The 22,115-nt window shown below is 55.5% G+C and carries 17 protein-coding genes; 2 read left to right on the top strand and 15 right to left on the bottom strand.

What is annotated here, in order from left to right; genetic code table 11:
• Positions 1 to 145: 145 nt before the first annotated feature.
• From AABB92_RS15385 to ribF, 9 genes are all read right to left on the bottom strand, one after another.
• Positions 146 to 1,279: a porin gene (locus AABB92_RS15385; protein ID WP_407719896.1), complete on the bottom strand. Its 1,134-nt coding sequence runs from the start codon at positions 1,277 to 1,279 to the stop codon at positions 146 to 148.
• 238 nt (positions 1,280 to 1,517) lie between these two features.
• Entirely contained in the window at positions 1,518 to 4,745 is a 3,228-nt protein-coding gene (carB, locus tag AABB92_RS15380) for a carbamoyl-phosphate synthase large subunit (protein ID WP_031376005.1), read from the bottom strand.
• 13 nt (positions 4,746 to 4,758) lie between these two features.
• Positions 4,759 to 5,907, bottom strand: coding sequence for a glutamine-hydrolyzing carbamoyl-phosphate synthase small subunit (gene carA / locus AABB92_RS15375; RefSeq protein WP_046289183.1), 1,149 nt, complete (start codon positions 5,905 to 5,907; stop codon positions 4,759 to 4,761).
• A gap of 469 nt (positions 5,908 to 6,376) precedes the next feature.
• Positions 6,377 to 7,192, bottom strand: a complete 816-nt coding sequence (dapB, locus tag AABB92_RS15370) for a 4-hydroxy-tetrahydrodipicolinate reductase (RefSeq protein WP_031376007.1) — start codon at positions 7,190 to 7,192, stop codon at positions 6,377 to 6,379.
• 223 nt (positions 7,193 to 7,415) lie between these two features.
• Positions 7,416 to 8,369 (bottom strand): 4-hydroxy-3-methylbut-2-enyl diphosphate reductase, encoded by a 954-nt coding sequence (gene ispH / locus AABB92_RS15365; protein ID WP_031376008.1) that lies wholly within the window; start codon positions 8,367 to 8,369, stop codon positions 7,416 to 7,418.
• Entirely contained in the window at positions 8,350 to 8,820 is a 471-nt protein-coding gene (gene fkpB, locus AABB92_RS15360; RefSeq protein WP_031376009.1) for an FKBP-type peptidyl-prolyl cis-trans isomerase, read from the bottom strand. Before fkpB ends, ispH begins: the two co-directional genes overlap by 20 nt.
• Positions 8,821 to 8,823: 3 nt before the next feature.
• A complete protein-coding gene (gene lspA / locus AABB92_RS15355; protein ID WP_031376010.1) occupies positions 8,824 to 9,330 on the bottom strand; it encodes a signal peptidase II in 507 nt (168 codons plus the stop codon).
• Positions 9,330 to 12,146 carry an isoleucine--tRNA ligase gene (gene ileS, locus AABB92_RS15350; protein WP_031376011.1) on the bottom strand — a complete coding sequence of 939 codons (2,817 nt, stop codon included), beginning with the start codon at positions 12,144 to 12,146 and terminating at the stop codon, positions 9,330 to 9,332. Before ileS ends, lspA begins: the two co-directional genes overlap by 1 nt.
• A gap of 29 nt (positions 12,147 to 12,175) precedes the next feature.
• A complete protein-coding gene (ribF, locus tag AABB92_RS15345; protein ID WP_031376012.1) occupies positions 12,176 to 13,102 on the bottom strand; it encodes a bifunctional riboflavin kinase/FAD synthetase in 927 nt (308 codons plus the stop codon).
• A 306-nt stretch (positions 13,103 to 13,408) separates the two neighbouring features.
• On the opposite strand from ribF, the gene rpsT reads away from it, so the two are divergent.
• Positions 13,409 to 13,672 (top strand): 30S ribosomal protein S20, encoded by a 264-nt coding sequence (rpsT, locus tag AABB92_RS15340; protein ID WP_006117633.1) that lies wholly within the window; start codon positions 13,409 to 13,411, stop codon positions 13,670 to 13,672.
• Between the two features lie 38 nt (positions 13,673 to 13,710).
• Here rpsT and nhaR read toward each other — a convergent pair whose 3' ends face one another.
• From nhaR to dnaK, 4 genes are all read right to left on the bottom strand, one after another.
• The gene (gene nhaR / locus AABB92_RS15335) at positions 13,711 to 14,628 is read right to left on the bottom strand and encodes a transcriptional activator NhaR (RefSeq protein WP_031376013.1); all 918 of its coding nucleotides are present in this window, start codon (positions 14,626 to 14,628) and stop codon (positions 13,711 to 13,713) included.
• Positions 14,629 to 14,648: 20 nt separating this feature from the next.
• Positions 14,649 to 15,821, bottom strand: coding sequence for a Na+/H+ antiporter NhaA (nhaA, locus tag AABB92_RS15330; protein WP_031376014.1), 1,173 nt, complete (start codon positions 15,819 to 15,821; stop codon positions 14,649 to 14,651).
• A gap of 162 nt (positions 15,822 to 15,983) precedes the next feature.
• Positions 15,984 to 17,129, bottom strand: coding sequence for a molecular chaperone DnaJ (gene dnaJ, locus AABB92_RS15325; protein ID WP_031376015.1), 1,146 nt, complete (start codon positions 17,127 to 17,129; stop codon positions 15,984 to 15,986).
• Positions 17,130 to 17,233: 104 nt separating this feature from the next.
• Positions 17,234 to 19,144, bottom strand: coding sequence for a molecular chaperone DnaK (dnaK, locus tag AABB92_RS15320; protein WP_031376016.1), 1,911 nt, complete (start codon positions 19,142 to 19,144; stop codon positions 17,234 to 17,236).
• A gap of 303 nt (positions 19,145 to 19,447) precedes the next feature.
• Here dnaK and satP point away from each other — a divergent pair, with 303 nt between their 5' ends.
• On the top strand, positions 19,448 to 20,017 hold the full coding sequence (satP, locus tag AABB92_RS15315) for an acetate uptake transporter (protein ID WP_031376017.1): 570 nt from the start codon (positions 19,448 to 19,450) through the stop codon (positions 20,015 to 20,017).
• Between the two features lie 38 nt (positions 20,018 to 20,055).
• Here the strand turns inward: satP and AABB92_RS15310 are convergent, their stop codons facing one another.
• Together AABB92_RS15310 and mog are read right to left on the bottom strand one after the other, a co-directional pair.
• A complete protein-coding gene (locus AABB92_RS15310; protein ID WP_031376018.1) occupies positions 20,056 to 21,363 on the bottom strand; it encodes an MFS transporter in 1,308 nt (435 codons plus the stop codon).
• A 105-nt stretch (positions 21,364 to 21,468) separates the two neighbouring features.
• Positions 21,469 to 22,056 carry a molybdopterin adenylyltransferase gene (gene mog / locus AABB92_RS15305; protein WP_031376019.1) on the bottom strand — a complete coding sequence of 196 codons (588 nt, stop codon included), beginning with the start codon at positions 22,054 to 22,056 and terminating at the stop codon, positions 21,469 to 21,471.
• Positions 22,057 to 22,115: the final 59 nt, after the last annotated feature.

Here is a 22,115-nt window from a genome sequence, read left to right as displayed (position 1 = left end):
TTTGCCACCGCTTTTTTGCGCTGAGGCAGAGTTTTTCACCGTGCAATGACGATGGCTGGCCGCAGCACGCCAGAGATCCGGCTTATGCTGGTACAAAAGGAAGAGAGACAAATAAAAACGGCTCCCGCAGGAGCCGTCAGCGTAATCAGAAATCGTAGCGCAGACGCACCAGATTCATATCACCGAGGTTATCGGTGCTGGAGGTGAAGACGTGTTCGTAATCGACGCGGAAACCGTAGTCGAGGAACAGCGTCACGCCCAGTCCGTTATCGATGCGCTGGTAGTTACGGCCGTTAGCATATTCGATACGGTCACCCATCACGTAAGGCTGCACCGCTTTCAGACCATATTGCGCCACCGGGACTTTATAACCGGCAAAGTACTCAATGCCCCACGCGTCGCCAGCAAAGTAGTCATGCACATCTTTGCGCTTGGTGGTCATGAAGTTCTGATACCAGCCACCGCCTGCTGACAGGGTCCAGTTGCCTGGTGTCCAGCTCAGTGCGGTACCCAGAATGTTCTGGTCATAATCTTTGCTGTCGCCGTTGTCCGGGTTACGCATCGCCGCATGCGTATAGTTCCACGCCGTGCCCCAGCTAAGATCGTCGGTAATGTGATAATCCAGCCCCAGCGAGCCGCCGCCTTTGCGCTTGTAGCGCAGGCCGTTACCCGGCAGGTATTCGTTATCCTCGAACAGATAAGAAGCGTAGAGATCGACATCGCCGAAGGTGTTTTTATACTTCAGCTGCTTACGCGAACGGTAAGATCCGTCATAGTCACCGTTGATTCCGTTGCCCGGTGCCTGGCCAATCATGTCGTAATCCCAGATATCGGTTTTAGCGCCGACCGTATCGTAATAAACGCTGTTCTGCTGGCCAAAGGTCAGCTGGCCCCAGGTCTTGCTTTTCAGGCCGGTGTAAAGCTGGCGACGGGTGGTGTTATTCGCGCCATCTGCGTAGTGGCGATCCCAGTCGAACACGGCGGGTACGTTGACGCCCAGCTCGTAGTAGCTGATCCAGCTGACATCATCAAACAGATAATAGTCAGCGCCAAAACGGAAACGGGTACCGCCGTCAAAGCCGTCGCGCTTGTAAGATTTGTCGTTCACGCCAGTCTGGTGATTAACCTGGGCACGAATACTGCCGCCCACGGTAAAGTTCAGCCGGCTAAGCGGATCGCCCGCCTGCGGGTCCTGTTTTAACAGGGTGATTTCCGCCTGGCTGGCGAAAGGAAGCATTGCCATCAGTGCAGCCACTGCACTCAGAGAAAAAGTACGCATTTTCATTTTATTTATGTCCTGAAGCCGCTCTGGTAATGAGCGGCAGGCATAGTACTGATGAAAAATCTGTACAGGAAGTGTTTCATTTATAAAAATGTGCGAAACGGCGTTATTCGCACCGAAAGCTAAAAAATTAAGCCAAATCAGCAGCTTTAATTCAAATGCGTCTGTTTCTGATACGCGATTCAGGGCCAGCGAATGCCAAAAAAAACGGCCCCCGAAGGAGCCGTTGCGACGATTATTTCGCTTTGATTTGCGCGTGCATTTCCTGCACCGAGATAACCTGCTCGGTTGGATCAGCATTCAGCGCCATCGCCGTGGCGAATCCGCCGTTCAGCGTGGTGTCATAGTGCACTTTATACTGCAGTGCGCTGCGGCGAATCAGCTTCGAATCTTCAATCGCCTGACGTCCCGCGGTGGTATTGACGATGTAGGTATATTCGCCATTCTTCAGACGATCCTGAATGTGCGGACGCCCTTCATGCACTTTGTTGACCAGGCGCGGATTGATGCCCGCTTCACCCAGCACCACCGCCGTACCGTGAGTCGCATCCAGTTCGAAACCAAACTTCTGCAGCTTGGCCGCTAGGTCGACGATACGTTTCTTATCGCCTTCACGTACCGACAGCAGCGCACGGCCTGACTTCTTCATGTTGCTCTGCGCACCGAGCATCGCTTTGGCAAAGGCTTCAGCGAAGGTCCGGCCGACACCCATCACTTCACCGGTAGAGCGCATTTCCGGGCCAAGAATCGGGTCGACGCCCTGGAACTTGTTGAACGGCAACACCACTTCTTTCACCGAGTAGTAAGGTGGGATCACCTCTTCGGTCACGCCCTGCTCGGCCAGCGTTTTGCCGGCCATCACGCGCGCCGCTACTTTTGCCAGCGGCACACCGGTCGCTTTGGAGACGAACGGTACGGTACGGGCCGCACGCGGGTTGACTTCAATCAGGTAAACTTCGTTGTCTTTGACCGCGAACTGCACGTTCATCAGACCACGTACGTTGAGTTCAAACGCCAGCTTCTCAACCTGCTGACGCATCACATTCTGAATCTCCTGATTCAGGGTGTAGGCGGGCAGCGAACAGGCGGAGTCGCCGGAATGCACGCCAGCCTGCTCAATGTGTTCCATGATGCCGCCAATCAGCACCCGCTCACCGTCGCAAATCGCATCGACATCAACTTCTACCGCGTCATCAAGGAAGCGATCCAGCAGTACCGGCGCATCGTTAGAGACCGAAACTGCCGTCTGGAAGTAGCGCTTGAGGTCGATTTCGTCGTAGACAATCTCCATCGCGCGACCGCCGAGCACATACGAAGGACGCACCACCAGCGGATAACCCAGGCCGGCAGCTTTCTCAACCGCCTGCTCCAGCGTCGCTACCGTGGCGTTAGCCGGCTGCTTAAGGTTCAGGCGATCGACTGCCTGCTGGAAACGTTCACGGTCTTCAGCACGGTCAATCGAGTCCGGGCTGGTGCCGATAACCGGCACGCCGGCCGCTTCCAGTGCACGTGCCAGTTTCAGCGGCGTCTGACCGCCATACTGGACGATGACGCCTTTCGGCTGCTCAATGCGCACAATCTCCAGCACATCTTCCAGCGTGACCGGTTCGAAGTAGAGGCGATCAGAGGTGTCGTAGTCGGTCGACACGGTTTCCGGGTTACAGTTGACCATAATGGTCTCGTAACCGTCTTCACGCAGCGCCAGCGCCGCGTGAACGCAGCAGTAGTCGAACTCGATGCCCTGGCCGATACGGTTAGGCCCGCCACCCAGCACCATGATTTTTTCACGGTCCCGGTTCGGATTCGCTTCGCACTCTTCTTCATAAGTGGAGTACATGTAGGCGGTGTCGGTCGCGAATTCTGCGGCGCAGGTATCAACGCGCTTGTAAACCGGATGCAGGTTGAACTGCTGACGCAGCTTACGAATTTCGCTTTCGGCCACACCGGCCAGCGTCGCCAGACGTGCATCGGCAAAGCCTTTACGCTTCAGGGCACGCAGGAACGTATAGTCGAGGCTGTTCACCCCTTCGCGTGCGACCTGCTCTTCCAGCCGCACCAGCTCTTCAATCTGCACCAGGAACCAGCGGTCAATGTTGGTCAGGTTGAACACGCCGTCGACGGACATGCCAGCGCGGAACGCATCAGCGATGTACCAGATGCGGTCGGAACCGGCATCTTTCAGTTCGCGACGGATGCGGGTCAGCGCTTCCGGGTCGTCGAGATGAACTTTCGGGTCGAAGCCGTTGGCACCCACTTCCAGACCACGCAGTGCTTTCTGCATCGACTCCTGGAAAGTGCGGCCAATCGCCATCACTTCACCCACCGATTTCATCTGGGTGGTCAGGCGATCGTTAGCGCCGGCAAATTTTTCGAAGTTGAAACGTGGGATCTTGGTGACAACGTAGTCAATCGATGGCTCAAACGACGCTGGCGTTAAGCCACCGGTGATGTCGTTCATCAGTTCGTCGAGGGTAAAGCCGACCGCCAGTTTGGCCGCCACTTTGGCAATCGGGAAGCCGGTGGCTTTCGAGGCCAGCGCGGAAGAACGCGAGACGCGCGGGTTCATCTCGATCACAATCAGCCGGCCGTTTTTCGGGTTGACTGAGAACTGCACGTTGGAGCCACCGGTTTCGACGCCGATTTCACGCAGCACCGCCAGCGAGGCGTTACGCATGATCTGGTACTCTTTATCGGTCAGCGTCTGGGCAGGCGCTACCGTGATCGAGTCACCGGTGTGAATGCCCATCGCATCAAAGTTTTCGATCGAGCAGACGATGATGCAGTTGTCATTCTTATCGCGCACCACTTCCATCTCATACTCTTTCCAGCCAATCAGCGACTCATCGATCAACAGCTCATTGGTTGGAGAGAGGTCGAGACCGCGTTCGCAAATCTCTTCAAACTCTTCGCGGTTATACGCGATACCGCCACCGGTGCCGCCCATGGTGAACGAAGGACGGATAATGCACGGGAAGCCGACATCTTCAGCCACTGCCAGCGCTTCTTCCATGGTGTGCGCGATGCCTGAACGGGCAGTATCCAGCCCGATGCTTTTCATCGCGACGTCAAAACGGCGACGGTCTTCGGCCTTATCAATCGCATCGGCAGTGGCACCAATCATGGTGACGCCAAACTCTGCCAGCACGCCCTGACGTTCCAGTTCCAGCGCACAGTTCAGCGCCGTCTGGCCGCCCATAGTCGGCAGTACCGCATCCGGACGCTCTTTTTCGATGATTTTACGGACCACTTCCCAGTGAATCGGTTCGATGTAGGTCGCATCGGCCATTTCCGGGTCAGTCATAATGGTCGCCGGGTTGGAGTTGACCAGAATGACGCGGTAACCCTCTTCACGCAGCGCCTTACACGCCTGCGCACCGGAATAGTCAAATTCGCAGGCCTGGCCGATCACAATCGGACCGGCGCCAAGAATCAGGATGGATTTTATGTCTGTACGTTTTGGCATGATTAGCTCCTGATTACTTCGCTTTCGAACGGAATGCGTCAATCAATTCAATAAAGTGGTCAAACAACGGCGCGGCATCGCCCGGTCCAGGACTGGCTTCAGGGTGGCCCTGGAAACTGAAAGCCGGCTTGTCAGTGCGGTGAATGCCCTGCACGGTCTTATCAAACAGTGAAATGTGGGTCACACGCAGATTAGTCGGCAGATCGGTTTCATCAACCGCGAATCCGTGGTTCTGCGCGGTAATCATCACGCGGTTGTTATCGAGATCTTTCACCGGATGGTTACCACCGTGGTGGCCCAGCTTCATCTTGACGGTCTTTGCACCGCTGGCCAGCGCCAGCAACTGGTGGCCGAGGCAGATACCAAACAGCGGGATATCGGTGTTCAGAAATGCCTGAATGGCGGTGATCGCATAGTCACACGGCTCCGGGTCACCGGGACCGTTGGAGAGGAAAATGCCATCCGGGTTCAGCTTCAGCACTTCTTCCGCAGACGTCTGAGCCGGCACTACCGTCAGGCGACAGCCGCGATCCACCAGCATCCGCAGAATATTGCGCTTGGCACCGTAGTCGTAGGCGACCACATGGTAAGGCAGCGCATCGGCTGATGACTGCTCTGGCAGTCCTCCTTCCAGCTGCCAGCTGCCCTGCTGCCAGCTGTAGGTTTCGGCCGTGCTGACTTCTTTCGCCAGATCCATGCCTTTCAGACCCGGGAACGCCTGGGCTTTTTGCAGCGCCAGCGCTGCATCCGGGTTGTCACCGGCGATGATGCAGCCGTTTTGCGCCCCTTTCTCGCGCAGTAAGCGAGTCAGCTTACGGGTATCAATATCGGCAATCGCCACAATGTTATTGCGCTGCAGATAGGCGGATAAGCCCTCTTCACTGCGGAAATTGCTGGCAATCAGCGGCAGGTCGCGAATAACCAGGCCCTGAGCGTGAATCTGACTGGATTCTTCGTCGGCGGTATTGGCACCGACATTGCCGATATGAGGATAAGTGAGAGTGACGATTTGGCGGGAATAGGAGGGATCAGTGAGGATTTCTTGATAACCGGTCATTGAGGTGTTGAAAACGACTTCCCCCACTGCCGACCCTGTTGCCCCGATGGCCCGACCGTGGAATTGGGTTCCGTCTTCCAGAACCAAGAGCGCTGACTTAATCAAAACATCCTCCAGGGAATAAACAGTCACAATATCTGCATATTAATTCAAAATAGTGGCCTGAATCAATGCAAAAACCGCCTGAATTGTCGATTTTTGGCAAATTGCGCGCATTCTAATGATCGACCTGGTACTTGTCTACCCTGAGCCGGAATTTTTTTTACTATTATCTGCCTTCTGAACGTGAAACCGCGCATAAGCGGTAAAAAGAGAGGAAAACTCGGCGGAATAATCGTTTGCCAGACGGCAAAAAAGCGAAACAGCCAGCAGGATACTGTTATTTTTGACCAAATGGTCAAAAACAGCGAAAGCGGCAGAAAAAGATCACAGCAAATAACGAAAAATAACACTTACGAGAGGGATTTTATCAGAGAGGCTTATTTTTTATAAAATTAAGGGCAATGAAAACATTGCCCCTTTTCAATCAAGCTATTACCGATTGAAATAACCACATCACGATGGTTCACAACACTCACAACATCGACAAATCCAGCACATCACGCATGTCAAACAGGCCAGATTTCTTATCTTTCAACCAAAATGCCGCCTTAACCGCCCCCTTTGCAAAGGTCATTCGGCTTGAAGCCTTGTGGGTTATCTCTACCCGCTCGCCGATATCTGCAAACATTGCCGTATGCTCGCCGACGATATCCCCTGCGCGCACCGTGGCAAAGCCGATGGTCTGCGGCTGGCGTTCGCCGGTGTAACCTTCACGGCTGTAAACCGCATGCTCATCCAGTTTCCACTGCATGGCATCGGCAATGGCTTCCCCCATCGCCAGCGCGGTGCCAGAAGGCGCATCCACTTTGTGGCGATGGTGAGCTTCAATAATTTCGATATCCGCGTAGTCGCCCATGACTTTGGCGGCCTTCTCCAGCAACTTCAGCACCAGGTTAACGCCAACGCTGAAGTTAGCGGCAAACACGATCGCAATCTCTTCTGCGGCCGCCCGGATCGCCGCTTTACCGGCTTCATCAAACCCGGTGGTGCCAATCACCATCGCTTTACCGTGCTCACGGCAGACAGCCAGATAATCCAGCGTACCTTCAGGACGGGTAAAGTCGATCAGCACATCGAAGTCATCGATCACCGCGCGTAGGTCGTCAGCGATGATGATGCCATTTTTGCCGATACCGGCTAATTCACCGGCATCGCTACCGATCAAAGAGGAGCCAGGACGCGCCAGTGCCGCACCCAGTTCCACCGCTTCCGTCTGCTGCGTCGCCTGGATCAGATTACGGCCCATACGACCCGGTGCGCCGACAATTGCAATACGGATAATTTTCATATTTATTCATTCCTAAAACAAAACTATGCATCCAAAGCGTGATCAGGTTAACCACGAGTTAACAGGCACGCCACTATTAATCAGGGATAATAAGAATTTTATGCCAGCCGCGCACGATTATCAGTAAAAGCAATCGCGATGGCGTAAAGTGCCGTGTCGGCTGTATAGAAAAACAAAAAAGGCCGAACTGAGTCGGCCTTTATTTTTGAATTACATCAGAAGGTTACTGCACTTCACGTACATCGACGCGCAGCTCTTTCGGCACTTCGAAGACGATATTCTCTTCCCGGCCAATCAGCTCAATCGCCGCTTCGCCGCCCATCTCACGCAAACGCTGGATCACCTGCTGCACCAGAATATCCGGCGCAGAGGCACCCGCGGTGACGCCGATGCACTCAACGCCCTTGACCCACTCTTCCTGAATATCATCTGCCGAGTCAATCAGCTTCGCCAGCTTACCGGCACGCTGTGCCAGTTCCGCCAGGCGGTTAGAGTTGGACGAGTTCTTCGAGCCGACCACCAGCACCACGTCTGCGTCACGCGCCAGAGTACGTACGGCTTCCTGGCGGTTGGTAGTGGCGTAGCAAATATCATCTTTGCGCGGCCCGATAATCGACGGAAAACGCTGACGCAGCGCGTCAATGATGTCAGAGGTATCGTCCACCGACAGCGTGGTCTGGGTCATGAAGCTGAGATTGCTCTCATCTTTAACCGTCAGCTTAAACACATCTTCCGGCGACTCGACCAGGTACATTCCACCGTTGGGGTTGTTGTACTGCCCCATGGTGCCTTCCACTTCCGGATGACCAGCGTGACCAATCAGAATCGCTTCCACACCCTTACGGCTGGCGCGGGCCACTTCCATATGCACTTTGGTCACCAGTGGACAGGTAGCGTCAAACAGCATGGTGAGATTGCGCGCTTTGGCTTCTGCGCGCACGGCCTGAGAAACACCGTGCGCAGAGAAAATCAGAATCGCGTCATCCGGCACTTCGCTGATCTCTTCAATAAAGATCGCACCACGCTCACGCAGGCTGTTGACCACGTAGCGGTTGTGCACCACTTCATGACGCACATAGATCGGCGCACCATACATCTCCAGTGCGCGCTCGACAATACTGATTGCCCGATCAACGCCAGCGCAGAAACCGCGCGGATTAGCCAACAGGATTTGCATCGTTCGCCTCCAGCGCCGGATCAATTTCCAGCACCTCAATATCAAACTGAATGCGATGGCCTGCCAGCGGATGGTTGAAATCCACAGTGATGGAATCACCCGAGACTTCACGGATCACGCCTGGCATTTCGCTGCCGCCCATGCCGGTAAACAGCATAATGGCACCCACTTCTGGCTCGCCCGCATCGATAAAATCACGCCGGGAGAAGTACTGAATCAGATCAGGACTGACGCTACCGAACGCCTCTTCCGGTGCCAGGGTGAACTGTTTAGTTTCACCGGCTTTCAGCCCGAGCAACGCCTGTTCCAGCGCGGCCGACAGGCTGCCATCGCCCAGACGAAACAGCGCCGGCTTACCGTTTGCACGGGTCGATTCCGCCGTCGAGCCATCTTCCAGCTTCAGCGTAAAATGCACCAACACCGCGCTGTCGCGCTGTACAGACTCACTCATCACTTACCCTTTCTGTTTTGCCTGTTTGCCGGTAGGGCTGAGAAAGCCCTCCAGCACCACTAACGCCGCACCAATACAGATGCCGCAGTCAGCGATATTAAATGTAGCGAAGTGCCAGTTACCGACGTAGAAATCGATAAAATCGACCACAAAGCCGTGATAAGAGCGATCGAACAGGTTGCCTATCGCCCCGCCGATGATCAACGCATAAGCGATGTTGGCGATCTTCTGACTGGCACGGTTGCGATACATCATCACCAGCAGCGAGACCACAATTGCCAGCGCGATGCCGGCAAAGAACCAGCGCTGCCAGCCACCTTTGTCCGCCAGGAAACTGAACGCCGCACCGTAGTTGTGGGCGTAAAACAGGTTCAGGAACGGTATCAGCGGCTGCGTTTCGTGCAGCATCATGTTGTTCATCACCCACTGCTTACTGGCGAAGTCGACAACAATTACCACCAGCACCAGCCACAGCCAGCGCAATCCGGTTGATAAAATAGGTTTACGCATCAGGCAAATTTACGCTCTTCACCGTTACCGGCTACGTTGGTATAACAACGACCGCAGACCTCAGCGTGCTCCGGGTTCTGACCGACGTCGGTAGTGTAATGCCAGCAGCGCTGACATTTCTCGCCTTCCGCTTTATGCAGGGCAATTTTCAGACCTTTCAGCAATTCGCTCTGCTGCGCTTCGTCGTTCGCCAGGGCGTAATCCGCCACCTGCGCACCTGAGGTCAGCAGCACAAAGCGTAGCTCATTGCCCAGCGCCTGCAGTTTGGCTGCCAGCTCCGGCTCGGCATACAGCGTCACCGTTGCTTCCAGTGCACCACCGATGCGTTTGTCGGCACGCGCCTGCTCAATCACCTTGTTCACTTCACCGCGTACTTGCAGCAGCTCAGCCCAGTAGGCGTCGTTCAGCGCTTCATTGTCCGCCAGGCCAAACAGGCCCTGGTACCACTCTTCGGTGAAGACGTACTGAGCGCGTTCGCCTGGCAGGTAGCCCCAGATCTCATCCGCAGTAAACGACATGATCGGTGCCATCCAGCGCACCAGCGCTTCAACGATGTGCCACAGCGCGGTCTGACAGCTGCGACGCGCCAGGCTGTCGCCTTTGGCGGTGTACTGACGGTCTTTGATGATGTCGAGATAGAAGCTGCCCATCTCCACCGAACAAAACTGCATCAGACGCTGAATCACTTCATGGAAGTCGTAGTTTTCGTAGGAGGCGGTGATATCGGCCTGCGCCGCCTGTGCGCGGCCCACTGCCCAGCGATCCACAACCACCATCTCTTCCGGCTGCACCAGATCGGTGGCCGGATTGAAACCGCTGAGGTTAGCCAGCAGGAAACGTGCGGTGTTGCGGATACGACGATAGGCATCGGCAGAGCGTTTCAGGATCTCATCCGAAACCGCCATTTCGCCAGAGTAATCGGTAGAGGCGACCCACAGACGCAGAATATCAGCGCCCAGTTTGTTCATCACATCCTGCGGCGAGACGGTGTTGCCGATCGATTTTGACATCTTACGGCCCTGACCATCCACGGTGAAACCGTGCGTCAGTACCTGACGATAAGGCGCTTTGCCTTTCATCGCCGTCGAGATCATCAGTGAAGACATAAACCAGCCGCGATGCTGATCCGAGCCTTCCAGATACATATCCGGGGTGTGACCGCCAAATTCAGGACGCGCATCGACCACCGAATAGCTGGTTGAACCGGAGTCAAACCAGACGTCCAGCGTGTCAGGCACCTTAACGTAGTGATCGGCATCGTCGCCCATCAGGTCACGCGGATCGAGATCCCACCACGCCTGAATGCCATCCTGCTCAACGCGCTGCGCCACTTTCTCCATTAGCGACAGGGTGTCCGGATGCAGCTGCTCTGTCTCTTTATGGACGAACAGCGCCATCGGCACGCCCCAGGTACGCTGACGCGAGATGCACCAGTCAGGACGGTTAGCCACCATTGATTCAATACGCGCCTGGCCCCAGTCCGGGATCCACTGCACGCCTTTGATCTCCTGCAGCGACTGCGCACGCAGGCCTTTCTGATCCATGCTGATGAACCATTGCGGCGTGGCACGGAAGATAATGGGCGTTTTGTGACGCCAGCAGTGCGGATAGCTGTGCAGCAGTTTCTCAACGTGCAGCAGCGCGCCTTTCTCTTTCAGCAGCTCAACGATCATGTCGTTGGCTTTAAATACGTTGACCCCATCCAGCGTCGGATAGGTGCCTGGCAGATAGCAGCCATCCGGACCGACCGGATTGGCGGTTTCGATGCCATATTTCTGGCCGATGACATAGTCATCCGGGCCGTGGCCAGGCGCCGTGTGTACCGCACCGGTACCGGCTTCCAGCGTCACGTGATCGCCCAGCACCACCAGCGACTGAATCGCCAGGAACGGATGCTGGAATTTCTGCAGCTCCAGCGCCGCGCCTTTGCATTCGCCCAGCACACGCCATTCGCTGACGCCCGCGCGCTTCATTACGCTCTCGACCAGATCTTTCGCCAGGATCAGCGCACGACCGTCGATCTGCAGCAACTGATAGTCAAATTCCGCGTTTAACGAGATGGCGCGGTTAGCCGGCAGCGTCCACGGCGTGGTGGTCCAGATCACCAGTGAAATCGGACCCTCAACCTGCGCAGCGCCAAAGGCCTGACGTACCGCATCGGCATCAATAGCGTTGAACATCACGTCAATCGAAGGGGAAGTCTTGTCGTAGTACTCTACTTCCGCTTCTGCCAGCGCAGAACGGCAATCAAGGCACCAGTGCACCGGCTTGGCGCCTTTGTGCAGGTGGCCGTTGTCGATGATTTTACCCAGCGCGCGAATGATGTTGGCTTCGGTCGCAAAGTCCATCGTCAGGTAAGGACGATCCCAGTCGCCCAGCACGCCCAGACGGATAAAGTCCGCTTTCTGGCCTTCAACCTGTTCGGCGGCATATTTACGACACGCTGCGCGGAACTCGGCAGCGCTGACCTTCTCGCCTGGCTTGCCGATCATCTGCTCAACTTTGTGTTCGATAGGCAGACCGTGGCAGTCCCAGCCCGGTACGTACGGCGAGTCATAGCCCGCCATGCCTTTCGACTTGACGATAATGTCTTTCAGAATCTTGTTAACGGAGTGACCAATATGAATGCTGCCGTTCGCATACGGAGGGCCATCATGCAGGATAAAGGTTTTTTTCCCTTTTTTGGCTTCGCGGATAATGCCGTACAGGTTGTCAGCATTCCAGCGTTGCAACATTCCCGGTTCGCGTTTGGCCAGATCGCCACGCATCGGGAATCCCGTTTCCGGCAAATTCAGGGTAGATTTATAGTCACTCATCAGATTCTCGATTCCGTTTTTCGCTCAGGTTAACGCCCGAAGAACTGCCGGGCCGTTACCACATCTTTCGCAATTTGTTCTTTCAACGCCTCCAGTGAGGCAAAGCGCTGCTCGTTTCGTAATTTCTGCTTCAGCACCACGTCAATGTGCCGGCCATATAGATTCATATTGATGTCAAGCAGGTGAACTTCAAGCTGCTGGCGTAAACCTTTTACGGTCGGACGGGTGCCAATGTTGGCCACGCCGGGGATCGGCTCAGGCGTCAGGCCATGAACCTCAACCGCATAAACGCCTTTCACCGGCGAAACGCTGCGGCGCAGAGGAAGGTTAGCGGTCGGAAAACCCAGCGTGCGTCCCAGTGCATCACCGTGCACCACACGACCTGAAATACTAAAAGGGTGGCCTAACAGCGATTGCGCCAGCGCTAAGTCATCTGCGGCCAGTGCCTGACGCACGGCGGTGCTGCTGATGCGCTTGCCGCCGTCACAGAAGGTTTCAGTGCTGACAACATCAAAGCCATACTCCGCACCGGCTTTCTGTAATAACAGGAAATCGCCCTGGCGACCAGCGCCGAAGCGGAAGTCATCGCCCACCGCGAGGTATTTCACGTCGAGTTTTTCAACTAATAATTCGCTGATAAAACTCTGCGCCGACAGCGCCGCAAAACGGCGATCAAAGCGAACGCACAGCACTTTATCGACACCGGCTTCAGCCAGATAGCGCAGTTTTTCACGCAGACGCGTCAGACGCGCCGGGGCTTTGTCGCCAGCAAACAGTTCCAGCGGTTGCGGTTCAAAAACCATCACCACCACCGGTAAATTACGCTTCCGTCCCTCTTCACACAGGCGGGACATCAGCGCCTGATGACCGCGGTGCACGCCATCGAAATTACCAATGGTCAGAACGCAGCCGCGATGCTGCTCGTTAAGATTATGAATACCGCGGATAAACTTCATGGCTGACTCAAACCGGTGGAAATCGGCGGATTATACCCTTGAAACCGGCTAAGGTTAACCCGTCAGCACGCCTTTCATGCTTAACGGTGCGCATTTACTGGCGCGGAGGCCGCGGATAAGAATTTTGTCGCGAAATACTGTATTCAGCGAGGGGAAGCTGGTAGAATCTTGCGCCATCAAATACGTAACCGAGTGCTGCTCATAGAGCGACGCTTATTTGCACAAATCCATTGACAAAATCAGGTTGGAAGGGCATAGTCCTCGGCCTTTGATTTGTCTCTATAGAACACATTTGGGAGTTGGACCTTGGCTAATATCAAATCAGCTAAGAAACGCGCCGTAACATCTGAGAAACGCCGTAAGCATAACGCTAGCCGCCGCTCTATGATGCGTACCTTCGTTAAGAAAGTATACGCGGCGATCGCTTCAGGCGACAAAGCTGCTGCGCAGAACGCATTCAATGAAATGCAACCAATCGTGGACCGTCAGGCTGCTAAAGGTCTGATCCACAAAAACAAAGCTGCACGTTATAAAGCAAACCTGACTGCACAGATCAACAAACTGGCTTAATCGCCGCTTGTTCATCGCTTTGTTGAAAGAACCGGCTTTTACGCCGGTTTTTTTTCGTCTGTAACAGGGCGTGGAAACAGCGTGCTGAAGTCTGCATGACAGATGCGCTGTACCGCCGGATGCTGAATCATCCGCTCAGCAAAGATGATGTGATACTCCTCTAATACCGTATCCAGCCGCCCGACCTCTTCGATCACCTCACGCTGCCAGATATCCTGCCGGTCCAGCACCGGAGCGACAAAAATGGCATTCTGCCCGGCCCCGAACGCTTTCATTAACGCCGCATCATCAAATTCGCCCAGGATGTCGACCTGCAATCCCTGACTGCTGATCCAGTTAAGAATCTTACGTCCCAGCATCGAACGGCGTCCCGGAATCAACAGCCGGCGCGTCTCCAGACAGGCCGGAAAAGGCCGCTCGGGCAGCGGCAGCGTTGACCAGAAGCTGACCGGACACTCGCCCAGCTTGACCGAAAACAGCCCCTCCTGCTGGGTCGAATCGATCGGGCAGTCAGAGATAATCATATCCAGCTTGTGCTGGCTGAGCTGCTCCAGCAGCATTTCATGGGTCGACTCAAAGCAGCGCAGATGAATCTTCTCATCCGCCACCACCGCCGTCTCCAGCACCTTGCTCACCAGTTGTTTAGACAGCGCGTCCGCCACGCCGACGTCAAACAGCAGATGCGACTCTTTGCGGTAGTTAACAATATCCAGCATCTCCTGGCCGAGCATGAACATCCGGTCCGCATAGCGGAACACCAGCTGTCCCAGCTCGGTCGGCACCAGCCCGCGCCCCTGCCGGCGGAACAGCTTGCCCTGCAGGCGCTCCTCAAGCGCCTTAATCTGTCCGGTGATGGTTTGCGGCGTCAGGGAGAGCGCCTCAGCGGCACCGACAATCGATCCGGTCCGGCAGGCGTGCCAGAAGTAGTAGAGATGATTGTAGTTAATGTGCGACATCATTCCTCACTCCCTGCTGCTCAGCCGGCACGCTGTGCCAGACGCCGCCACAGAATCAGGTAGCCCAGCACCGCGGAGAGAATCGATCCGATCAGAATGCCCAGCTTCGCCAGGGTAATCAGTTCAGCATTAGTGTCGCCATAAGCCAGCGAGCCGATGAAGATCGACATGGTAAAACCGATGCCACATAACACCCCAACCGCTGCGATATCCTTAATGTGAGTATTTTCAGGCAGCCGGGCGAGGCCCATTTTTACCGCCAGCCAGCAGAACAGCGTGATACCCAGCGGCTTACCAATCAGCAGACCAGCAATGATGCCGAGCGGCAGCAGCGAGAACAGGCTGTCGAAGGAGACGCCATCCAGCGAGACGCCGGCATTAGCGAAGGCAAACAGCGGCAGGATCAGCCAGCGCACCCACGGATGCAGCGCATGCTCAAGGTGGATTGCCGGTGAATGCCCCTCTTTCTTCGCCAGCGGGATCAGGAAACCCACCACCACACCGGCCAGCGTGGCGTGTACGCCTGACTTAAGCACCGCGGTCCACAGCACCATGCCCACCAGCAGATAGAGGCCGGTATTGCGCACGTTAAGCAGGTTCATCAGCGCCAGCACCCCAATCGCGGCGGCAGCGACGCCCAGTGACGCGACCGACAGATCGTGGGTATAGAACAGCGCGATAATCACAATCGCCCCGAGGTCATCAATGATCGCCAGCGCCATCAGGAAGATCTTCAAAGCCGGTGGCACCCGGCTGCCTAGCAGCGCCAGAATACCCAGCGCAAATGCAATGTCGGTGGCGGTCGGGATCGCCCAGCCGCTGCGCGTCTCAACGTCAGCGCCGTTAAACAGCAGGAACAGTATTGCCGGGGCCACCATGCCACCCAGCGCGGCGATCAGCGGAAAGATGGCCTGCTCACGTTTCGCCAGCGCGCCCATCACCAGTTCACGCTTAACCTCCAGCCCGACCATCAGGAAAAACAGCGCCATCAGCGCGTCATTGATCCACAGCAGCAGGTTTTTGTTGATATCGAGATCGCCGAAACGGAACTGCACCGGAATCGCCAGCAGATCGCGATAGCCCTGCTGCGTTGCGTCGTTATTGGCGAGGATCATCGCCAGCGCGGCGGCCAGGATTAATACCACGCCACCGGTGGCATCACTATGCAGGATTTTTTTTAGTCTGATATTCACACGCAGGGTCCTTCTCCAGAGATCAATCAAGGCTCTAAGAATACCGATAATGATAGCTCGAAAAAAACAGATTATTTAGCGTATATCACTCGGAAAAGACGAGTTATGGTAACAGGCAAAAAAAAGCCAGCGACAATGCGCTGGCTTCAGAGGGTGATGCGCTTAACGGGTTAAGTCATCAAAGAATTTTTTCACGCCGTCGAAGAAGCTTTTGGAGCGCGGGCTGTTGTGTTCACCGCTCGGGCCACCAAAGCTCTCTTCCAGTTCACGCAACAGCGCTTTCTGTTTCTCATTGAGGCTGACAGGCGTTTCCACCACTACCCGGCACAGCAGATCGCCGACCGCGCCGCCGCGTACCGACTTCACGCCGCGTCCACGCATGCGGAACAGTTTGCCGGTCTGGGTTTCAGACGGCACTTTGAGCTTCACGCGACCATCCAGCGTTGGCACTTCAATCTCACCGCCCAGTGCTGCCATCGCAAAGTTGATCGGCACTTCACAGTAGAGGTTGTTCTCTTCACGTTCGAAAATCGGGTGTTTCTTCACCGATACCTGAACGTAGAGATCGCCGGCTGGTGCGCCCTGCTCACCCGCTTCACCTTCACCGCTCAGCCGAATGCGGTCACCGGTGTCGACCCCGGCCGGGATTTTCACTGACAGCGTTTTCGACTTCTCTACCCGGCCATGACCATGACAGGCATTGCACGGATCTTTAATCACCGAGCCACGACCGTGGCAGGTCGGACAGGCTTGCTGTACGGTGAAGAAGCCCTGGCGCATCTGCACCTGGCCGGCACCGTGACAGGTCGAACAGGTCTGAGGCTGCGTGCCCGCTTTCGCGCCGCTGCCGTGGCAGACGTCACACTCTTCCAGCGTTGGAATGCGGATCTCTTTGGTCACGCCGCGTACCGCTTCTTCCAGCGACAGCTCCATGTTGTAGCGTAAATCGGCGCCACGGGCTGCGCGCTGACGGCGGCCACCACCAAAGATGTCACCGAAAACGTCGCCAAAGATATCGCTGAAATCTGCGCCGCCGCCACCAAAGCCGCCGCCGCCGAATCCACCGCCGCCCATGCCGCCCTGTTCAAAGGCTGCGTGGCCATATTGATCGTAAGCCGCCCGCTTCTGCGCGTCGGTCAGGATTTCGTAGGCTTCCTTAACCTCTTTGAATTTGGCTTCGGCCTCTTTGTCACCGGGATTACGGTCCGGGTGAAACTTCATTGCCAGGCGTTTGTAAGCCTTTTTGATTTCACGCTCGTCTGCGGATTTGGCGACGCCTAAAATCTCGTAGTAATCACTCTTCGCCATATTTATTTAGCCCTTAACATGATCGCACGGGCGTGGAGAGAACTCCTACGCCCGTGCTGGTTTCAACGGCTGTCAGGCCAACCGTCGCGCCCGGTCAGGGGCAATTATTTCTTGTTGTCTTTCACTTCTTCGAATTCAGCGTCGACAACGTCGTCATCTTTCTTCGCTGACGCATCGCCGGCATCCGCCGCACCCGCCTGAGACTGCTGTGCTGCTTCCATCAGTTTGCCGGACACTTCCATCAGCGCCTGCATTTTGGCGTCGATTTCCGCTTTATCTTCGCCTTTCAGCGCGGTTTCCAGTGCAGCCAGCGCAGCTTCGATAGGTGCTTTATCGTCAGCGGTCAGTTTGTCGCCCGCTTCATCCAGCTGCTTACGCGTGCTGTGGGCAATCTGGTCACCCTGGTTACGCGTCTGTACCAGCTCTTCGAACTTACGGTCAGATTCGGCGTTCGCTTCCGCGTCGCGCACCATTTTTTCGATCTCTTCATCGTTCAGACCAGAAGAGGCTTTAATGGTGATTTTCTGCTCTTTACCGCTGTTCTTATCTTTCGCTGACACGTGCAGGATACCGTCCGCATCGATGTCGAAGGTCACTTCGATCTGCGGCATACCGCGCGGTGCAGCCTGGATACCGTCGAGGTTGAACTGGCCCAGTGACTTGTTGTCATTGGCGCGCTTACGCTCACCCTGCAGCACGTGAATGGTCACGGCTGACTGGTTATCTTCAGCAGTTGAGAACACCTGGCTATGCTTGGTCGGGATCGTGGTGTTCTTGCTGATCAGCGACGTCATCACGCCACCCATGGTTTCGATACCCAGTGACAGTGGGGTAACGTCCAGCAGCAGCACATCTTTCACGTCGCCGCCCAGTACACCACCCTGAACCGCTGCACCCACTGCAACCGCTTCATCCGGGTTCACGTCTTTACGTGGCTCTTTACCAAAGAACTCAGTCACTTTGGCCTGAACCAGTGGCATACGAGTCTGACCACCGACCAGGATAACGTCGTTGATGTCAGAAACGGACAGACCGGCATCCTGCAGCGCAACTTTCAGCGGCGCGATAGAACGGGCAACCAGATCTTCGACCAGTGATTCCAGCTTCGCACGCGTCACTTTGATGTTCAGGTGTTTAGGACCGGTCGCATCAGCCGTGATGTACGGCAGGTTCACGTCGGTCTGCTGAGCAGAAGAGAGCTCGATTTTCGCTTTTTCTGCCGCTTCTTTCAGACGCTGCATCGCCAGCGGATCGTTGTGCAGATCGATGCCCTGATCTTTCTTAAATTCAGCCACCAGGTAGTTGATCAGGCGGCTATCGAAGTCTTCACCACCGAGGTGAGTATCACCGTTGGTTGCCAGTACTTCGAAAGTTTTCTCGCCGTCAACTTCGTCGATCTCAATGATTGAGATATCGAAGGTACCGCCACCCAGGTCGTAAACTGCGATGGTGCGGTTGCCCTGGCCTTTATCCAGACCATACGCCAGCGCTGCTGCCGTTGGTTCGTTGATAATACGCTTAACTTCCAGACCCGCGATACGGCCGGCATCTTTGGTCGCCTGACGCTGCGCATCGTTAAAGTAGGCCGGAACGGTAATCACGGCTTCAGTTACTGGCTCACCGAGGTAATCTTCGGCGGTTTTCTTCATTTTTTTCAGCACTTCAGCAGAGATCTGCGGCGGTGCCATTTTCTGACCTTTCACTTCCAGCCAGGCGTCACCGTTGTCTGCATTGGTGATTTTGTACGGCATGATTTTAATGTCACGCTGTACTTCTTCGTCCTGGAAGCGACGACCGATCAGACGCTTAATCGCGAACAGGGTGTTCTGCGGGTTGGTCACTGCCTGACGTTTAGCCGGTTGACCGACCAGAGTTTCGCCGTCCTGCGTGTAAGCAATAATTGAAGGCGTGGTGCGATCGCCCTCGGCATTCTCCAGCACGCGTGCTTTAGTGCCATCCATGATCGCAACACAAGAGTTGGTTGTACCCAGGTCAATACCAATAATCTTACCCATCTAAACATCTCCCACTTAAATTCGTTGCCAATTTGGGTTGTGAACCTTTTATGTGGGCGAGTTGTTTGCATTCAACCTGCCAGCACATGCTTTTTTTCCAACGTTCACAACGCTCGATGACAAGTAAATGGGGCCGCTTCGATGCGCATCAAGGGTTAAACCAAAAAAAATTTTTCAATATTGGCCCTGTTGGGATCAAAGACCGTGGGCAGGACACTGAATATGATGCGGCGCTCTGCTCACCTCGCGGATCGAGGCTGAGACCTTTTTTATCATCAATGATCATTTTACCGCCGAGGAACTATGGCAAATTCAACACTGGCTAACCCTGCCCCGCTGGGATTAATGGGATTTGGCATGACAACCATCCTGTTAAATCTGCACAACTCGGGCCTGTTCGCCATGGACGTGGCGATTCTGGCCACCGGCATTTTTTATGGTGGTATTGCGCAGGTGCTGGCCGGACTGCTGGAATACAAAAAGAACAATACCTTTGGGCTGACCGCGTTTACCTCTTACGGCATGTTCTGGCTGAGCTTTGTGGCGATACTGTTGCTGCCGCAAATGGGCCTGACAAAAGCCACTGATCCACACTTTCTGGGAGCCTGGCTGGCCCTGTGGGGCATCTTCACGCTCTTTATGTTCGTCGGGACGCTGAAGGGTGCGCGGATGTTGCAGTTTGTGTTTGCCTCGCTCACGCTGCTGTTTGCCCTGCTGGCGGTAGCGCATCTCGCCGATCTGCCGGCTCTGGTGCCGTATGCCGGCTGGGTGGGTATCGTCTGTGGTGCCAGCGCCTGTTATCTGGCCATGGGTGAAGTGCTGAACGAAACCTTCGACCGTACCATTCTGCCGATTGGCGCAAAGCCGGTCTGATTGCGTTAACACGCGGAGCCCGGCTCCGCGTGTCGCTACTACGCCTGTTTCACCGCCTCAGGCAGGCCAGGCGCATGGCTGATATCACGCCGCAGCCAAATCCCGGTAACCAGTCCTGCCAGCGCCAGCGCCATCACATACCAGCACGGTGCCATCACTGAAACATTCATCAACAACGACACACAGATCGGCGTCAGGCCGCCAAAGATCGCATAGGAAAGATTGTAGGAAAAAGAGAGTCCGGTGAAGCGCACTTCCGGCGGAAAGGCCCGCACCATCACAAACGGCACCACGCCGACCACGCCGACGCTCAGCCCGACCAGCCCATACAGCAGGAACAGCTGCTGCGGATAGAGCGCGGTCAGGTGATAAAACTGCCAGCTGCAGAGTGCCAGCAGCACACTACCGGCACACAGCGTACGGCTGGCACCAAAACGGTCAGCCGCCATACCGGCAATAATACAGCCGAAGCAGAGCATAATACTGGCGATGCTGTTGGCCTGCAGGGTCAGCGCAGGCGCCATCCCTTGCTGCTTCTGCAGCCAGACCGGTGACATCAGGATCACCACCACAATGCAGGCGGAGAGCAGCCAGGTCAGCAGCATTGAGATCACAATCGATTTCTTATGATTCGCCAGCACGGTTTTCAGCGGCAGGGTTTCGGCCAGCGCTTTGCGCTGCTGCATCTCAGTAAACACCGGCGTTTCATGCAGCCAGCGACGCAGGTACATCGCAGCCAGTCCAAACAGGCCGCCGAGGAAGAACGGGATACGCCAGCCGCCATCATGAATCGCCTGCGGTGACAGTGAGGTATTGATCAGCGTCGCCACCACCGAACCCAGCAGAATACCGACGGTCAGCCCGGCCGTCAGCGTGCCGCAGGCGATGCCGATGCGTTTATAGGGCACATGCTCAGCGACAAATACCCAGGCGCCCGGCACTTCGCCACCAATCGCCGCTCCCTGCAACATGCGCATCAGCAGCATCAGCAACGGTGCGGCGATACCGATAGTCTGATAAGTCGGTAACGCGCCCATCATCAGCGTCGGTAACGCCATCAGCAAAATGCTCAGACTGAACATCTTTTTACGCCCGACCTTATCGCCAAAGTGCGCCATGATGATGCCGCCCAGCGGACGCGCCAGATAACCTGCCGCAAAGATGCCAAAGGTTTGCAGCTGACGCAGCCATTCCGGCATGTCGGCGGGGAAAAACAGTTCGCCAATCACCGTGGCGAAGAAGACAAAAATAATGAAGTCGTAAAATTCCAGCGCGCCGCCCAGAGCGGCCAGCGCCAGCGTTTTGTAATCTTTGCCAGTCAGGCGCTGAGCAGGTGTCGGATTCATAATATTCCACAGGCAAAAGAAAAAGGTTGTAAAGCTGGGCTTACTATACCGTCAATCTTTTGCCACACCAGTCAGGCTGTAGCTTATGCCTGAAATGCGGAATATTTAGTTATTTATCTCACGTATCGCGCTTTTAGGCCGAAAAGCTGCTACCACTTCGGCGTGCGTTTCGACGTACGGCCCTTCCAGCAACTGTAAACAATAAGGTACGGACGCGAAGATACCGTGCACCTTCACCTTGCCCTGCTGGTCCTTCAATCCTTCCAGCGTCTCTTTAATCGACTTTGGCTGGCCGGGCAGGTTGAGGATCAACGATTGCTTACGGATCACGCCGACCTGACGCGACAGAATGGCGGTTGGCACAAACTGCAGGCTGATCTGCCGCATCTGCTCACCAAAACCGGGCATTTCACGGTCGGCGACGGCTAAGGTGGCGTCGGGTGTGACGTCACGTCGTGCCGGTCCGGTACCCCCGGTGGTCAGCACCAGATGGCAGAAACGCTCATCAACCAGTTCACAAATGGCCTGCTCAATCATCGGTTGCTCATCCGGCACCAGCCGTGACTCAATCTCAAATGGCGTGCTGATGGCGCTGCTCAGCCAGCTTTCCAGCGCCGGAATGCCCTGATCCTGATAGATGCCGTTGGCGGCGCGATCGGACACCGAGATCAGGCCTATGCGTAGTGTGTTCATGATTATGTTCGCTGTGATGTACCGCAGTGCGGCAGAAAAAAAGGGAAGAGCAGAAAGGA

Origin of the sequence: Pantoea brenneri (genome assembly GCF_038594305.1) — a bacterium.
Classification (GTDB): Bacteria; Pseudomonadota; Gammaproteobacteria; order Enterobacterales; family Enterobacteriaceae; genus Pantoea; species Pantoea brenneri.
The sequence above is the reverse complement of the archived record's forward strand: the minus strand, read 5'-3'. Positions and strand labels throughout refer to the sequence as shown.

Coding starts and splice junctions, on each gene's coding strand:
- ribF (WP_031376012.1), bottom strand. CDS start 13,102: ATGAAGTTTATCCGCGGTATTCATAATCTTAACGAGCAGCATCGCGGC.
- nhaR (WP_031376013.1), bottom strand. CDS start 14,628: ATGTCGCACATTAACTACAATCATCTCTACTACTTCTGGCACGCCTGC.
- dapB (WP_031376007.1), bottom strand. CDS start 7,192: ATGAAAATTATCCGTATTGCAATTGTCGGCGCACCGGGTCGTATGGGC.
- dnaK (WP_031376016.1), bottom strand. CDS start 19,144: ATGGGTAAGATTATTGGTATTGACCTGGGTACAACCAACTCTTGTGTT.
- lspA (WP_031376010.1), bottom strand. CDS start 9,330: ATGCGTAAACCTATTTTATCAACCGGATTGCGCTGGCTGTGGCTGGTG.
- AABB92_RS15310 (WP_031376018.1), bottom strand. CDS start 21,363: ATGAATCCGACACCTGCTCAGCGCCTGACTGGCAAAGATTACAAAACG.
- AABB92_RS15385 (WP_407719896.1), bottom strand. CDS start 1,279: ATGCGTACTTTTTCTCTGAGTGCAGTGGCTGCACTGATGGCAATGCTT.
- fkpB (WP_031376009.1), bottom strand. CDS start 8,820: ATGAGTGAGTCTGTACAGCGCGACAGCGCGGTGTTGGTGCATTTTACG.
- ileS (WP_031376011.1), bottom strand. CDS start 12,146: ATGAGTGACTATAAATCTACCCTGAATTTGCCGGAAACGGGATTCCCG.
- ispH (WP_031376008.1), bottom strand. CDS start 8,369: ATGCAAATCCTGTTGGCTAATCCGCGCGGTTTCTGCGCTGGCGTTGAT.
- mog (WP_031376019.1), bottom strand. CDS start 22,056: ATGAACACACTACGCATAGGCCTGATCTCGGTGTCCGATCGCGCCGCC.
- carB (WP_031376005.1), bottom strand. CDS start 4,745: ATGCCAAAACGTACAGACATAAAATCCATCCTGATTCTTGGCGCCGGT.
- satP (WP_031376017.1), top strand. CDS start 19,448: ATGGCAAATTCAACACTGGCTAACCCTGCCCCGCTGGGATTAATGGGA.
- dnaJ (WP_031376015.1), bottom strand. CDS start 17,129: ATGGCGAAGAGTGATTACTACGAGATTTTAGGCGTCGCCAAATCCGCA.